General features: G+C 55.4%; 14 protein-coding genes. 10 read left to right on the top strand and 4 right to left on the bottom strand.

What is annotated here, in order from left to right; genetic code table 11:
- Nucleotides 1–19: 19 nt before the first annotated feature.
- From pth to DFR77_RS00695, 6 genes are all read left to right on the top strand, one after another.
- Nucleotides 20–598 carry an aminoacyl-tRNA hydrolase gene (pth, locus tag DFR77_RS00725; RefSeq protein ID WP_003687802.1) on the top strand — a complete coding sequence of 193 codons (579 nt, stop codon included), beginning with the start codon at nucleotides 20–22 and terminating at the stop codon, nucleotides 596–598.
- 60 nt (nucleotides 599–658) lie between these two features.
- The gene (locus tag DFR77_RS00720) at nucleotides 659–865 is read left to right on the top strand and encodes a hypothetical protein (protein ID WP_002213975.1); all 207 of its coding nucleotides are present in this window, start codon (nucleotides 659–661) and stop codon (nucleotides 863–865) included.
- Nucleotides 862–1,224, top strand: coding sequence for a VanZ family protein (locus tag DFR77_RS00715; RefSeq protein ID WP_003690830.1), 363 nt, complete (start codon nucleotides 862–864; stop codon nucleotides 1,222–1,224). Before DFR77_RS00720 ends, DFR77_RS00715 begins: the two co-directional genes overlap by 4 nt.
- A gap of 228 nt (nucleotides 1,225–1,452) precedes the next feature.
- Entirely contained in the window at nucleotides 1,453–2,868 is a 1,416-nt protein-coding gene (locus DFR77_RS00705) for an SLC13 family permease (RefSeq protein WP_010359883.1), read from the top strand.
- Nucleotides 2,869–2,987: 119 nt separating this feature from the next.
- Nucleotides 2,988–3,497 carry a peptidylprolyl isomerase gene (locus DFR77_RS00700; protein ID WP_003687796.1) on the top strand — a complete coding sequence of 170 codons (510 nt, stop codon included), beginning with the start codon at nucleotides 2,988–2,990 and terminating at the stop codon, nucleotides 3,495–3,497.
- Nucleotides 3,498–3,664: 167 nt separating this feature from the next.
- Nucleotides 3,665–5,047 (top strand): phosphomannomutase/phosphoglucomutase, encoded by a 1,383-nt coding sequence (locus DFR77_RS00695; protein ID WP_003699590.1) that lies wholly within the window; start codon nucleotides 3,665–3,667, stop codon nucleotides 5,045–5,047.
- Between the two features lie 55 nt (nucleotides 5,048–5,102).
- Here the strand turns inward: DFR77_RS00695 and DFR77_RS00690 are convergent, their stop codons facing one another.
- From DFR77_RS00690 to DFR77_RS00680, 3 genes are read right to left on the bottom strand one after another with little or no spacing between them, the layout of a single operon-like run.
- The gene (locus tag DFR77_RS00690; RefSeq protein ID WP_003692771.1) at nucleotides 5,103–5,858 is read right to left on the bottom strand and encodes an amino acid ABC transporter ATP-binding protein; all 756 of its coding nucleotides are present in this window, start codon (nucleotides 5,856–5,858) and stop codon (nucleotides 5,103–5,105) included.
- Between the two features lie 9 nt (nucleotides 5,859–5,867).
- On the bottom strand, nucleotides 5,868–6,584 hold the full coding sequence (locus DFR77_RS00685; protein ID WP_003687787.1) for an amino acid ABC transporter permease: 717 nt from the start codon (nucleotides 6,582–6,584) through the stop codon (nucleotides 5,868–5,870).
- Nucleotides 6,574–7,401 (bottom strand): amino acid ABC transporter substrate-binding protein, encoded by an 828-nt coding sequence (locus DFR77_RS00680; protein ID WP_113852017.1) that lies wholly within the window; start codon nucleotides 7,399–7,401, stop codon nucleotides 6,574–6,576. Before DFR77_RS00680 ends, DFR77_RS00685 begins: the two co-directional genes overlap by 11 nt.
- Nucleotides 7,402–7,685: 284 nt before the next feature.
- Here DFR77_RS00680 and DFR77_RS00670 point away from each other — a divergent pair, with 284 nt between their 5' ends.
- The 4 genes from DFR77_RS00670 (at nucleotide 7,686) to DFR77_RS00650 (ending at nucleotide 13,275) form a co-directional block, all read left to right on the top strand.
- The gene (locus DFR77_RS00670; RefSeq protein WP_010357322.1) at nucleotides 7,686–8,594 is read left to right on the top strand and encodes a Dyp-type peroxidase; all 909 of its coding nucleotides are present in this window, start codon (nucleotides 7,686–7,688) and stop codon (nucleotides 8,592–8,594) included.
- Nucleotides 8,595–8,670: 76 nt separating this feature from the next.
- Complete coding sequence (gene recB / locus DFR77_RS00665) at nucleotides 8,671–12,273, top strand: exodeoxyribonuclease V subunit beta (RefSeq protein WP_003692769.1); 3,603 nt, start codon at nucleotides 8,671–8,673, stop codon at nucleotides 12,271–12,273.
- Nucleotides 12,274–12,311: 38 nt separating this feature from the next.
- A complete protein-coding gene (locus DFR77_RS00660) occupies nucleotides 12,312–12,671 on the top strand; it encodes a rhodanese-like domain-containing protein (protein ID WP_003687781.1) in 360 nt (119 codons plus the stop codon).
- 124 nt (nucleotides 12,672–12,795) lie between these two features.
- Nucleotides 12,796–13,275: a DUF302 domain-containing protein gene (locus DFR77_RS00650; protein WP_003692767.1), complete on the top strand. Its 480-nt coding sequence runs from the start codon at nucleotides 12,796–12,798 to the stop codon at nucleotides 13,273–13,275.
- Between the two features lie 274 nt (nucleotides 13,276–13,549).
- On the opposite strand, the gene radA is transcribed toward DFR77_RS00650, so the two are convergent.
- Entirely contained in the window at nucleotides 13,550–14,929 is a 1,380-nt protein-coding gene (radA, locus tag DFR77_RS00640; RefSeq protein ID WP_003687778.1) for a DNA repair protein RadA, read from the bottom strand.
- Nucleotides 14,930–15,127 lie beyond the last annotated feature (198 nt).

Genomic DNA, 15,127 nt, shown 5'->3' with positions numbered 1-15,127 from the left:
CAGAAACACGGAAAATATCATGTCAAACACAATCAAAATGGTTGTCGGCTTGGGCAACCCGGGCAAAGAATACGAACAGACCCGCCACAATGCGGGCTTTTGGTTCCTCGACGAACTGGCGTGGAAATGGAAGGCTTCGTTTAAAGAAGAAAAAAAATTCTTCGGCGAAGTTGCCCGCGCCGCCCTGCCCGACGGCGATGTTTGGCTGCTCAAACCGGCCACGTTCATGAACCGTTCCGGACAGGCGGTTGCCGCGCTTGCACAGTTCTACAAAATCAAACCCGAAGAAATCCTCGTCGTCCACGACGAACTCGACATCCCTTGCGGACGGATCAAATTCAAACTCGGCGGCGGCAACGGCGGACACAACGGCTTGAAAGACATTCAGGCAAAACTCGGCACGGCAGACTATTACCGCCTGCGCCTCGGCATCGGCCACCCCGGCGACCGCAACCTCGTCGTCGGCTACGTCTTGAACAAACCGAGCGCGGAACACCGCCGGCAAATCGACGATGCCGTCGCCAAATCCCTGCAGGCCGTACCCGACATCATTTCCGGCAAATGGGAAGAGGCAACGCGCTTCCTGCACAGCAAATAATCCAATGCCGTCTGAAGCCCTTTCAGACGGCATTTTCCCGATTTCCGTATCCGAACAGTCATGACCGAACTCAAGCAGCTTATCCAAACCGAATCCATCCCCGTCATCGAAGAAACCCTCGATTTCCTGCTGTACGAATGCAGCATCGACGACGCACCGTCCGCCGAAGAAGTGGCACAATGGCGCGACATACTTGCCGCACGCGGCGGCAAATTCCTGCGCCTGTCCAAAATCTGCCAAACGTGGCTGGACGAGGAGGCGGCATGAAGCTGCCGCGCAACCGCTTCAGCCTGCTTTCCGCATTGTGGTTTGCCGGCGGCATCTATTCGCTGCTCTTCAAAGCTGCCGACACCGCGCCGCCGCCGTTTCCACATTTCGACAAAGCAGCACACCTTGCCCTGTTTTTCGCACAAATCTTGCTTCTGGCCAAAGCATTCAAAACCGGAAAACTTCCCATCCCCTACCGCAGCCTGATTGCGTTCGCCTTCTGTTTTGCCGTCGGCAGCGAATGCGCCCAGGCATGGTTTACTGCAACGCGAACCGGCAGTTTGGGCGATGTCCTTGCCGACCTGACGGGCGCAGCCCTTGCCCTCTTTGCCGCGCGTTCTGCCTGCCGCCCGGACTAAATCGGTTTATTTCTCCCAAACAGGATGAATCCCCCTGATGCATCCTGTTTTTCCCCTTACATATCAATCCCATCTCATAAACAAAACCGACAAATCGTTTACAATATATTTACACTACACCGAATTACAAATATACTCGAAGCGGTTGCAGAACCGACGGTTTCGCAGACCGTTTCGGATTGCACGACACAAAAGAAAAACCGATTTTGTTGCCTTAAAGGAGCATTCATGAACCTGCATGCAAAGGACAAAACCCAGCATCCCGAAAACGTCGAGCTGCTCAGTGCGCAGAAGCCGATTACCGACTTTAAGGGTTTGCTGACCACCATTATTTCCGCCGTCGTCTGTTTCGGCATTTACCACATCCTGCCTTACAGCCCCGATGCCAATAAAGGTATCGCGCTGCTGATTTTCGTTGCCGCACTTTGGTTTACCGAAGCCGTCCACATTACCGTAACCGCACTGATGGTGCCGATTCTCGCCGTCGTACTCGGTTTCCCCGACATGGACATCAAAAAGGCGATGGCTGATTTTTCCAACCCGATTATCTACATTTTTTTCGGCGGCTTCGCGCTTGCCACCGCCCTGCATATGCAGCGGCTGGACCGTAAAATCGCCGTCAGCCTGTTGCGCCTGTCGCGCGGCAATATGAAAGTGGCGGTTTTGATGTTGTTCCTCGTTACTGCCTTTCTGTCCATGTGGATCAGCAACACCGCCACCGCCGCGATGATGCTGCCTCTAGCAATGGGTATGCTGAGCCACCTCGACCGGGAAAAAGAACACAAAACCTACGTCTTCCTCCTGCTCGGCATCGCCTATTGCGCCAGCATCGGCGGCTTGGGCACGCTCGTCGGCTCGCCGCCCAACCTGATTGCCGCCAAAGCCCTAAATCTGGACTTCGTCGGCTGGATGAAGCTCGGCCTGCCGATGATGCTGTTGATTCTGCCCTTGATGCTGCTCTCCCTGTACGTCATCCTCAAACCTAATTTGAACGAACGCGTGGAAATCAAAGCCGAATCCATCCCTTGGACGCTGCACCGCGTCATCGCGCTGTTGATTTTCCTTGCCACAGCCGCCGCGTGGATATTCGGCTCCAAAATCAAAACCGCCTTCGGCATTTCCAATCCCGACACCGTTATCGCCCTGAGTGCCGCCGTCGCCGTCGTCGTCTTCGGCGTGGCGCAATGGAAGGAAGTCGCCCGCAATACCGACTGGGGCGTGTTGATGCTCTTCGGCGGCGGCATCAGCCTGAGCACGCTGTTGAAAACATCCGGCGCGTCCGAAGCCTTGGGACAGCAGGTTGCCGCCACCTTTTCCGGCGCGCCCGCATTTTTGGTGATACTCATCGTCGCCGCCTTCATTATTTTTCTGACCGAGTTCACCAGCAACACCGCCTCCGCCGCCCTGCTTGTACCGATTTTCTCCGGCATCGCTATGCAGATGGGGCTGCCCGAACAAGTCTTGGTATTCGTCATCGGCATCGCCGCATCTTGCGCCTTCATGCTGCCGGTTGCCACGCCGCCTAACGCGATTGTGTTCGGCACGGGCTTAATCAAACAACGAGAAATGATGAATGTCGGCATACTGCTGAACATCCTATGCGTAGTATTGGTTGCTCTGTGGGCTTATGCTGTACTGATGTAAACCATCGACCTAAACAACAAGACCGTCTGAAAGAATATTTTTCAGACGACCTTGAAGTTTGTCGTTCAGACACAATTTGTCGAATAATTCAAAACCGGATTCTAACGAAAGGAAAACCCATGATTATCCTGCACACCAACAAAGGCGACATCAAAATCGAACTCGATTTCGACAAAGCCCCTGTTACCGCCAAAAACTTCGAGCAATACGTCAAAGACGGCTTCTACGACGGCGTAATCTTCCACCGCGTCATCAAAGGCTTCATGATTCAAGGCGGCGGCATGGATGAAAACATGAACGAAAAAGAAACCCGCGATCCGATTCAAAACGAAGCGTCCAACGGCCTGCCCAACGATAAATACACCATCGCCATGGCGCGCACTTCCGACCCCCATTCCGCCGGCGCGCAATTCTTCATCAACACTGCCGACAACGCTTTCCTAAACTTCCGTTCTAAAGAGCTGTACGGCAAAACCGTCGTCCAAGACTGGGGCTATGCCGTATTCGGTAAAGTCGTTGACGGTTTTGACGTTGTCGATGCCATCGAAAGCGTATCCACCAAACGCCACGGCTACCACGACGATGTGCCGACCGAACCTGTCATCATCATTAAAGCCGAAGCAGTATAAACCGGCAATCCGAAAGCAGCCTGCATAAAAGGCTGCTTTTATTTCAGACGGCATGTTATTTGATGTAACCGGGCTATGCCGTCTGAAAACCGGACGCAAGCCTTCAGACGGCATACCGCTATGTTAAAATACGCCCGTTTTTCCTAAACGGACACAAAGGAAACCTTATGGCAAGCATCACCCGCGACATCTTCAAAGCCTACGACATCCGTGGCATCGTCGGCAAAACCCTGACCGACGATGCCGCTTATTTCATCGGCAGGGCCATCGCCGCCAAAGCCGCCGAAAAAGGTATCGCCCGCATCGCGCTCGGACGCGACGGACGCTTGAGCGGCCCCGAACTGATGGAGCACATCCAACGCGGCCTGACCGACAGCGGTATCGGCGTACTCAATGTCGGCATGGTTGCCACTCCTATGCTCTACTTCGCAGCCGTCAACGAATGCGGCGGCAGCGGAGTGATGATTACCGGCAGCCACAATCCGCCCGATTACAACGGTTTCAAAATGATGCTCGGCGGCGACACGCTCGCAGGCGAAGCCATTCAAGAACTTTTAGCTATTGTTGAGAAAGACGGTTTTGTTGCCGCCGACAAACAAGGCAGCGTAACCGAAAAAGACATCTCCGGCGCATACCACGACCACATCGTCGGACACGTCAAACTCAAACGCCCGATAAACATCGCCATCGACGCGGGCAACGGCGTGGGCGGCGCGTTTGCCGGCAAACTCTACAAAGGTTTGGGCAACGAAGTGACCGAACTTTTCTGCGAAGTGGACGGCAATTTCCCTAATCACCACCCTGATCCTTCCAAACCGGAAAACCTGCAAGATTTGATTGCCGCGCTGAAAAACGGCGATGCCGAAATCGGCTTGGCGTTTGACGGCGATGCCGACCGCTTGGGCGTGGTTACCAAAGACGGCAACATTATTTATCCCGACCGCCAACTGATGCTGTTCGCCCAAGACGTTTTGAACCGCAATCCCGGCGCGAAAGTCATTTTCGATGTCAAATCCACACGCCTGCTTGCCCCGTGGATTAAAGAACACGGCGGAGAAGCCATAATGGAAAAAACCGGCCACAGCTTCATCAAATCCGCTATGAAAAAAACCGGTGCACTGGTTGCCGGCGAAATGAGCGGACACGTTTTCTTTAAAGAACGCTGGTTCGGCTTCGACGACGGCCTGTATGCCGGCGCACGCCTCTTGGAAATCCTGTCCGCCTCCGACAATCCGTCCGAAGTGTTGGACAACCTGCCGCAAAGCATTTCCACGCCCGAACTCAACATCTCCCTGCCCGAAGGCAGCAACGGGCATCAAGTTATCGAAGAACTCGCCGCCAAAGCCGAATTTGAAGGCGCAACCGAAATCATCACCATCGACGGCCTGCGCGTTGAATTTCCCGACGGCTTCGGTCTGATGCGTGCTTCCAATACCACGCCGATTTTGGTGTTGCGTTTTGAAGCGGATACGCAAGCAGCCATCGAGCGCATTCAAAACCGATTCAAAGCCGTCATCGAAAGCAATCCGCATTTAATCTGGCCTCTGTAAAAATAGAAAAAATGCCGTCTGAAACTTTCAGACGGCATTTTTCACAAGTAGCCAATCAAATCTTGGCAGATTGGATTTGGCTTAAAAATCTCCGCGTCCGTTCGTGTTTGAGGTGGTCGAACAACTCTTTCGGGCTGCCCTGCTCTACGATAACGCCGCCGTCCATCACGACGACGTTCGTGGCAACTTCCAGCGTGAACTTGATTTCGTGGGTAACGACGACCATCGTCCAACCTTCCCGCGCCAATTCCTTCATGGCGTCCAACACGTCTTGCACCAACTCGGGGTCCAGCGCGGAAGTGGGTTCGTCAAACAGCATCAATTCAGGCTGAATCGCCAGTGCGCGGGCGATACCGACACGCTGCTGCTGACCGCCGGAAAGCTGGTAGGGATACAAATCCACTTTATCGCCCAAGCCGACTTTTTCCAGCAGTTTCAAAGCCTCTTCGCGCGCTTGGGCGGCAGGCTTGCCCTGTACGGCAACCGGCCCTTCCATCACGTTTTCCAACACGGTTTTATGCGGGAAGAGGTTGTATTGTTGGAATACCATTCCGGACTTGCGGCGCAGTGCCAAAATATCGTGTTTGCTTGTTTTTTTGGAAAAATCAATGCATAACGGCCGCGCGTTGTCGAACTCGATTTGTCCGTCTTCGGGCATTTCCAACGCGTTTAGGCAGCGCAGAAATGTTGTTTTACCCGAGCCGGAAGGCCCGAGGATGACGACCACCTGCCCTTTGCCCACATCCAAATCGATGCCGCGCAAAATGGTGTTTTCGCCAAAGGTCTTATGGATATTGCGGATTTTAATCATGACAACTCCTTATTTGGCGACATAACGGTCGAAACGTTTTTCCAAACGCGCCTGAATCAAAAACAGCACTTTACAGAAACACCAATAAACCAATGCAGCTTCGATATAGACAGGCAAAAAGTCATAAGTGCGGTTTGCCGTTTCCTGTGCGACACGGAAAAGCTCCGTTACCGTTACCACGGCGGCAAGCGAGGTGTTTTTGAACAAGCCGATAAACTCGTTGCTCAACGGCGGAACGGCGACGCGGAATGCCTGCGGTGCGACGATGCGGCGGAACGTCTGCATATAGGTCATACCGATGGAGAAACCTGCTTCCCACTGCCCTTTCGGCACGGACAAAATCGCCGCGCGTATGGTTTCGGAAGCGTATGCGCCGACATTGAGCGAAAAGCCGATGATGGCGGCGGGAATCGGATTGATATAGATGCCGACGGACGGCAGCCCGTAAAACACAATCACAAGCTGAACCAACAGCGGCGTACCGCGAACGACGGAAATATAAAATTCCACCAGCTTCAACAAGCATTTTTGGAAAATACCGCCGGAAGGCATGATTCTTACCAAAGCAACGGCTACGGCAATAATCATGCCGATAACGAAAGAAGCGATCGCCAAAGGCAAAGACACTGTAAAGCCGGCTTTAACCATGGGCCAAAACGCGCTGATGAGCATATCAGCGCGTGTTTCCGTCATAAACGGCAGAGAGGCAAGGAAATTATTGAACACTGATGTCTTTTCCGAAGAATTGTTCGCCCAGTTTTTTCAACGTGCCGTCGGCTTTCAGCTCGTTGATTGCCGTGCTGAATTTCGCCACGGCCTCGTCATTGCCCTTGTTGACAATCAGACCGGAACCGACTTTTTCATCGGCAGGCGCGGACCACACGATTTTCACCCCCGCATTCGGGTTTTTCTTCAGATAGTCCAAAACCGCCAATTCATCGTTCAACGTCGCATCGGCGCGTTTTTGTTCAATCAGGGTCAGCGATTGCGCCAAACCGTCCACCGGCACGAGTTCCGCACCTGCGGCTTTGGCTTTTTCGCCGTAGTTGCTGGTCAGGGATTGCGCGGTTTTCACGCCTTTGATGTCGGCTATGGATTTAATGTTGCTGTCGTTATGCGCAACCAAAACCGCACCGCTCCAGCTGTAAGGTTCGGATTTGTCAAATGTCGCCTGGCGTTCGGGGCTGGTCAGGCCGACTTGGTTTGCCACCACGTCGAAACGTCCGGCTTTCAAACCCGCCATCATCGAATCCCATTGCGTTTCTTTAAACTCGACTTTTACGCCCAGTTTTTCCGCCACGGCGCGGGTTACTTCCACGTCGTAACCGGTCAGTTTGCCGTCTTTGTCGTGGTAGGTAAACGGTGCGTAAGTGCCTTCCGTGCCGACGGTAACCGTGCCTTTATTGTTGATGCGCTCGATTAAAGAACCGGAAATTGCCGATTGTGCAGGCGCGGAAGATGCTCCGCTGCCGCTTTCCGAACCGCCGCAGGCCGCCAAAACCAATGCGGCAATGCCGCCGAGTACGAATTTTTTCAACATCATTCCCTCCTGTAAAAAGTGTGCAAGTGCGGCATTCTAAGTGAAATTGCGGCAAACACAAAGAATACTTTTTTTATATGGTTATTCCAAATCGGAATGGGAAAGATATGCCGAAGCCGCCGGAAGCGGAAATAAAGGGGGCGGGAAAGGCGGCGGGCGGCACGAAACCGAAAAGCGGCATCAGGTATGCAAACGGCGGATTCACGCACGCCGTTCCGGCAAAAATCCGCCTGCCGATTCGGTGCTATAATCCACCCGAAACAGATGACACCAAAAAGGAACATCTCATGAACACGCCCCAATCCGCCATCATTCCCGACCACGCCCAAGCCGGCATCTTTATCGAAGCCGACTTCGCCGCCAACCGCCTCAACGATATTAAAGCCGCCTGCCGCGCTTCGCTCGACGCGTTATCCGCCTTGAAAGCCCGCTTTCCGGACGATATTTTGGGTCTGACCATCGCCTTCGGCAGCAAAGCTTGGGCAACATTCGGACACACGGATGAAGGCAGTGAAATCAAACCCTTCCCCGAAATGGGCAACGGGCTTGCGCCGTCCACGCAGCACGATATGTCCATCCACATCCAATCCTTCCGCCAAAACGCAGCCTACGCGCTTGCCCAATCCGTTTTGGGCGCGTTCGGCGACAGCATATGCGTCGCGTCCGAAGAACACGGTTTGCGCCTGTATCAGGATCGCGGGCTGGACGGTTTCGTCGACGGCACGGAAAACCCGCAAGGCGATGAAACAATCCGCGAAGTCGCCATCATCCCCGAAGGGCTGCCCGATGCAGGCGGCAGCTATGTCCTGCTGCAAAAATACCTGCACGATTTGAAAAAATGGGATGCCGTCCCCGTCGCCGAACAGGAGGCCTCGGTCGGACGCAGCAAGGAAACCGACGACGAATTCAGCCGCGATGTCCGCCTGCCCGATTCGCACCTCGGCCGCGTCAACCTGAAAGAAAACGGAGTCGGCCTGAAAATCGTCCGCCGCAGCCTGCCCTTCGGCAAAATCAGCGGCGAACACGGTTTGATGTTTACCGCATACTGCCGCACGCTGCATAATATCGAAGCGCAATTATTGAGTATGTTCGGCGACACGGACGGCAAAACCGACCTGCTGCTCCGACACCTCTCCGCCGCCGTTTCGGGCGGATACTACTACGCGCCGTCCGTCGAACGCCTGCAAAACCTCTAAGCCGGACGATGCCGTCTGAAACCCTTTTTCAGACGGCATTTTCCCGTTTTACCGTCCAACCGTTTTCATACACGCTATGTCCGCACCCATCCGAGCATTCGACCCGCTGACCGCCCCCATTTCCGGCACCAACCTGATTGAGGCCTCTGCCGGCACCGGCAAAACCTACGGCATTGCCGCCCTGTTTACGCGCCTGATCGTATTGGAACAAAAAAGCGTCGAGCGCGTATTGGTCGTTACCTTCACCAAAGCCGCCACTGCCGAGCTGAAAACACGCCTGCGCGCGCGTTTGGACGATGTGTTGCAGGTTTTGGAAAGCAAAGAAATTGCCGAACTTGGAGACGACACGCTTTCAGACGGCATTGCCGCCTACTGCGCCGAACACCACGAAGGCGACACCTTCCTGCCCGCACTCTTGGAACAGGCTTTGCAAAAAGAAAGCCGGACGCGTCTGATTGTCCGCCTCAAGGCCGCCATCGGGCAATTCGACAACGCCGCCATCTACACCATCCACGGCTTCTGCCAGCGCATCCTGCGCGACTACGCCTTCCTGTGCCAAGCACCGTTCGATGTCGAACTGACCGAAGAAGACGGCGACCGCCTGCTTGTCCCGGCTCAAGATTTTTGGCGGGAACGCGTCAGCGGCGACCCGGTGCTTGCCGCATTGGCGTTTAAACGCAAAGCTGTGCCGCAAACCGTCCTTGCCCAAATCCGCGCCTACCTGTCCCGCCCGTACCTGAATTTCCGCCGTCCGCAGGCGGATTTGAAACAGGCGCAGCGCGACGCCGAAACCTCATGGCAAACCGTCTGCCGCCTGCTGCCCGAGCTGGAAGCCGGCTTTTGGCGCATCCATCCCGACCTCAACGGCAACAGTTACCGCAAAAACAGCTTCGGCAACCTTTTTAAAGAACTGGCACAAAAATCCGCCGCCGGACAACTGCCCTGTCTGGACAAAGACACGCACGAACGGCTCTTGAAACTCTCATCCGACAAACTTGAAGCCGGACTGAAAAAAGGCAAAACGCCCGATGCGGCAGTATTTGCCGAATTGCAGAAACTGGCAGACTTCGGGCGCGATTTGAACGCACTCGAAGAAGCGGAAGAAACAACAATGATCCGGCTGCAACTGGATTTAATCGAATATCTCAACAGCAGCCTTGCCGAAATGAAAAAATCGCGCCGCGAACGCGGTTTCGACGACCTGCTGCTCGATGTCCACACCGCGCTGACCGACAATCCGCACGCCGAAACCCCCGCCCGCGCCGTTGCCGAAAACTGGGAAATCGCGCTGATCGACGAGTTCCAAGACACCGACCCGCTGCAATACGAAATCTTCCAAAAGATTTTCATCGCCCGAAACCGCCCGCTGTTCCTCGTCGGCGACCCCAAACAGGCGATTTACAGCTTTCGCGGTGCGGACATTTACGCCTACCTTCAGGCGGCGGAAGACGCGCGGCACCGCTACACGCTCGCCACCAACTACCGCAGCCACGCCGCGCTTATCGGCAGCATCGGCGCGCTGTTCCGCCTCAAAGAACGCCCGTTCGTTTTGGAAAACATCGGCTATTCGGAAGTCGGTGCGGCGCGTGCCGAAAGCAGGTTGTCGCCCAAACGTCCTGCCGTACAGCTCCGTTGGCTGCACGAAAACGACAATGAAAAAGCCAACAAAGACGTTTTGCGCCGCCGTGCCGCCGACTATTGCGCCGACGAAATCGCCCACGCGCTCAACGAAGCCTCCGGAGGCCGTCTGAATTTCAAAGGCCGCCCGTTGCAGTCGGGCGATATTGCCGTTCTGGTACGCACGCACAACGAGGCGGTGATGATTTCCGCCGCACTGAAAAAACGGCAGGTGCAAAGCGTCCTGCTTTCGCGCGAATCCGTGTTCGCCTCGCCCGAAGCCGCCGCCCTGTCCGCGCTCATCGGCTTCTGGCTCGAACCGCGCCGCGCCGGAACGCTGCGCTTTGTCCTGACAAGCGGCATATTCGGTTATGACGCGCAGCAATTGCACGACTTCAACCAAAACGAAAGCGAGATTTTGCATTGGGCGGAATCTGCCCGAACCGCGCTCGACATATGGCAAAAATACGGCATTTTCGCCGCTATGCAGCAGTTTTCCCAAACACACGGCATCGAAACGCGCCTCTTAAGCCGGAACAACGGGCGCAGCCTGACCAATTATTTCCAACTGCTCGAACTGCTTGCCGCCGAAGACGCGCAAAACCGCAACCCCGCCGCACTGCACAAATGGCTGCGCGATCAAATCAGCCTGGCCGGCAACAACGGCGGCGACAACCGCGCCATCCGTTTGGAAAGCGACGAAGATTTGGTCAAAATCGTTACCATGCACGCCTCGAAAGGTTTGCAGTATCCGCTGGTGTACTGCCCGTTTGCGTGGGACGCGCAAGATACCGGACCGTCCGACTGGCAAATCCTCCACCAAGGCGCAAACCGGGCCGAACTTTTGGCAAAGGCGCAACTGTCGGAAAGCGAACAGAAGCAATACGCCGACGAAGAAATGGCGGAACGCCTGCGCCTGCTTTATGTCGCGCTGACGCGTGCCGAGGAACAGCTCAACATCTACGCCGCCTATTCTTCCGATACCGCCGACAACCCCCTCGCCTACCTGATCGAAGGCTTGCCGCAAGACAGCCGCGAAACCGTCCGCCGTACCTATGCGTGTGAAAAAGACGGCATAACGATGCTCAAACGCAACTGGCGGCGCGTGGCGGACAATGCCCCGGCCGGCACGGATTTCGCCTTCACAGAAGATGCGCCGCCCCCTGCCGCCTATCGCGGCAACGCCGATCAAGCCGCCGAATTTGCCGCAAACAGCATTCCCGAACGCGGATTCCGATTTGTCCGCCACACCAGCTTTACCGCCTTAAGCCGCCATACCCAAACGCCCGACGGCGGCGAAGAAGATGCCTGCCCGTCCTTGGATGCCGCCGAAACCTCGGTGCCGGCGATGCCGTCTGAAACGCCGACGGCTTCAGACGGCATATCGATACACGACTTTCCGAAAGGCACGCAGGCGGGGCTGTGCCTGCACGAAATTCTTGAAGATTTCAAATTCGGACAAGCAGCCGCCGAACAGGAAACCCTCATTGCCGACAAGCTGAAAAAATACGGTTTTGAAGAAATATGGCTGCCCGCCGTTGCCGAAATGGCGGAAGCCTGCCGCAAAACGCCGCTGACTGGGGCATACGGCCTGTCCGACATCCCGCCCGGGTGCCGCCGTCCCGAAATGGGCTTTACCCTCCACACCGAAGACTTCGGCCTCAAACGGCTGCGCGACTGGCTTGCCCGCGACGACATCAGGCTGCCCGAAGTCTGCCGTGCCGCCGCCGAGACGATCGACTTCCACACCGTCAACGGCTTTTTAAACGGCTTTATCGATATGGTCTGCCAAGACCCCGACGGCAATATCTGCATCATCGACTACAAATCCAACCACCTATCCGCCTACACGCGGCAGGCGATGGACGAAGCCGTCGCGCACCAGCACTATTACCTTCAGGCACTGATTTACGCCGTTGCCGCCGCGCGCTACTTCAAACTGCGCGGACAACCGCCCGCCGCCGTTTCCGTCCGCTACCTGTTTTTGCGCGGATTGGATGGCAAAGGCGGCGGCGTTTGGCGTTGGGACATAGATGCCGCCGCTTTGGAACAGATAAAATAACTTCCCGTCCCTTAAGACGACAACCGCAGGAGAACCCTATGAATATCAAACAATTGATTACCGCCGCACTCATTGCCTCAGCCGCCTTTGCCACGCAGGCAGCCCCGCAAAAACCCGTATCCGCCGCCCAAACCGCGCAACATTCAGCCGTTTGGATCGATGTCCGTTCCGAACAGGAATTTAGCGAAGGTCATTTGCACAACGCGGTCAACATCCCCGTCGACCAAATCGTCCGCCGCATATACGAAGCCGCGCCCGACAAAGACACGCCGGTCAACCTCTACTGCCGCAGCGGACGGCGTGCCGAAGCCGCCCTTCAAGAGCTGAAAAAAGCAGGTTATACAAATGTTGCCAATCACGGCGGTTATGAAGACCTGCTCAAAAAAGGGATGAAATGACGCAATGCCGTCTGAAAGGACAGGCTTTCAGACGGCATACGGCGTTCCGGCACGCGGCACGGCATCAGGCGCGGCGCGTGCCGCCCCGTCCGAAGCCCGATAAACAAACCGATAAGGAAATACGATGAAACACATACTCCCCCTGATCGCCGCATCCGCACTCTGCATTTCAACCGCTTCGGCACACCCTGCCGGCAAACCGCCCACCCAAAACGAAACCGCTATGACCACGCACACCCTCACCTCGAAATACAGTTTTGACGAAACCGTCAGCCGCCTTGAAACCGCCATAAAAAGCAAAGGGATGGACATTTTTGCCGTCATCGACCATCAGGAAGCGGCACGCCGAAACGGCCTGACCATGCAGCCGGCAAAAGTCATCGTCTTCGGCACGCCCAAGGCCGGTACGCCGCTGATGGTCAAAGACCCCGCCTTCGCCCTGCAACTGCCCCTGCGCGTCCTCGTTACCGAAACGGACGGCAAAGTACGCACCGCCTATACCGATACGCGCGCCCTCATCGTCGGCAGCCGCATCAGTTTCGACGAAGTGGCAAACACTTTGGCAAACGCCGAAAAACTGATACAAAAAACCGTAGGCGAATAAGCCCGTCGCCGACATATGGCGGATGGAAATCAAATGCACACGCCCCTCATTCCCCCGAAGTCGGGAATCCAAGCGGTTGGGTTACCGTGATTTCCAATCATTGCCGAAACGGACGATTCCGGATTCCCGCCTTCGCAGGGATGACGGGCGTATGCGTTTTGCCATATCACAGGCAACTTTGCCGCAAATCTTATCTGTCGCCGGTATGCCTTCTTGTTTCAATCCGCCACAAACCAAATGCCGTCTGAAACCTGATTTCAGACGGCATTTCCGTTTATTCCCTGCTGTCGCGGCAAATATCGATGGCTTCCTGCAAACTTGAAACGCCGTGGATTTTCAGGTTCGGAAACTCTTTGGCATTGCGCGGCATATTGGCTTTGGGGACGATGGCGCGTTTGAAGCCGAGCTTTTCCGCTTCTTTGAGCCGCTCTTGTCCGCGTGCGACGGGGCGGACTTCGCCGCTTAGGCCGATTTCACCGAAGACCACGGTTTTTTCAGGCATAGGGCGGTTGCGGAAGCTGGAAAGCATCGCGAGGATGACCGCCAAATCCGCCGCCGGTTCGCCGATTTTCACGCCGCCGACGGCGTTTAAAAAAACATCCTGATCGAAACAGGCGATGCCGCCGTGCCGGTTTAACACGGCAAGCAGCATCGCAAGGCGGTTTTGTTCCAATCCGACGCTGAGGCGTTTGGGTGTGAAGCCGTGCGCGTCATCGACCAATGCCTGAATTTCGACCAAAAGCGGGCGGCTGCCTTCCTGTGTAACCAAAACGCACGAACCGGGCGTGTCGTCGCGGTAGCTGGCGAGGAAGATGGCGGACGGGTTGGATACGCCTTTCAAACCGTTTTCGGTCATCGCGAACACGCCCAATTCGTTTGCCGCGCCGAAACGGTTTTTGATGGCGCGTATCATGCGGTAGTTGGAATGTTGGTCGCCCTCGAAATACAGCACGGTATCGACCATATGTTCCAGCACGCGCGGGCCGGCAATCGCTCCGTCTTTGGTAACGTGTCCGACCAGTATCATGGCGATACCCATTTGTTTCGCCATACGCGTCAGTTGGGCGGCACATTCGCGCACCTGCGACACGGAACCGGGGGCGGACGTGATTTGGTCGGAATACATGGTTTGGATGGAATCGATAACGACGACTTCGGGCTGATGCTGTTTCAAGGCCGCCTGAATCGCTTCCATGCGGATTTCGGCAAGCAGGTTTACGCCTTCGGCGTGCAGTTCCAAACGTTGCGAGCGCAGGGCGACCTGTTGGGCGGATTCTTCGCCGGAAACGTACAGCACTTTGCGGCTTTGCGCCATTTTGGCGATGGTTTGCAACAACAGCGTGGATTTGCCGATGCCGGGATCGCCGCCGAGCAGGATGACCGCGCCATCGACCAAACCGCCGCCCAATACGCGGTCGAGTTCGCCCATACCGGTCGGATTGCGCGGCACTTCGGCAGCGGTAACGGCGGAGAGGGATTGGACGGTCGAAGTGTCCGCCGCCCAAGATTGGAATCGGGCGTTTTTCGGCTCGGGCGCGGCAAAGCTTTCCTGAAGCGTGTTCCACTCGCCGCAATGCGGACATTTGCCCTGCCATTTCGGGGAAGTGCCGCCGCATTCGGTGCATTGGTAAAGGGTTTTAAGCGTTTTTGCCATGATGTTTTCCCTATGGGATTTTTGAAGTGTAAAAAAATCGTCTGAAACTTCTTTTCTAAAAAATTTTTTATTATTAGTTTGTTAATTTTGATTACAAGACCATATCACGATACAAACAAGGGTGGCTTTCTGTTATTTTGCGGCATAATGACGGAAAATACAAAACAGGAATCCCAAACAATGACTTTCCCATTAAAT

This window comes from Neisseria gonorrhoeae, from assembly GCF_003315235.1.
GTDB lineage: Bacteria > Pseudomonadota > Gammaproteobacteria > Burkholderiales > Neisseriaceae > Neisseria > Neisseria gonorrhoeae.
The sequence above is the reverse complement of the archived record's forward strand: the minus strand, read 5'-3'. Positions and strand labels throughout refer to the sequence as shown.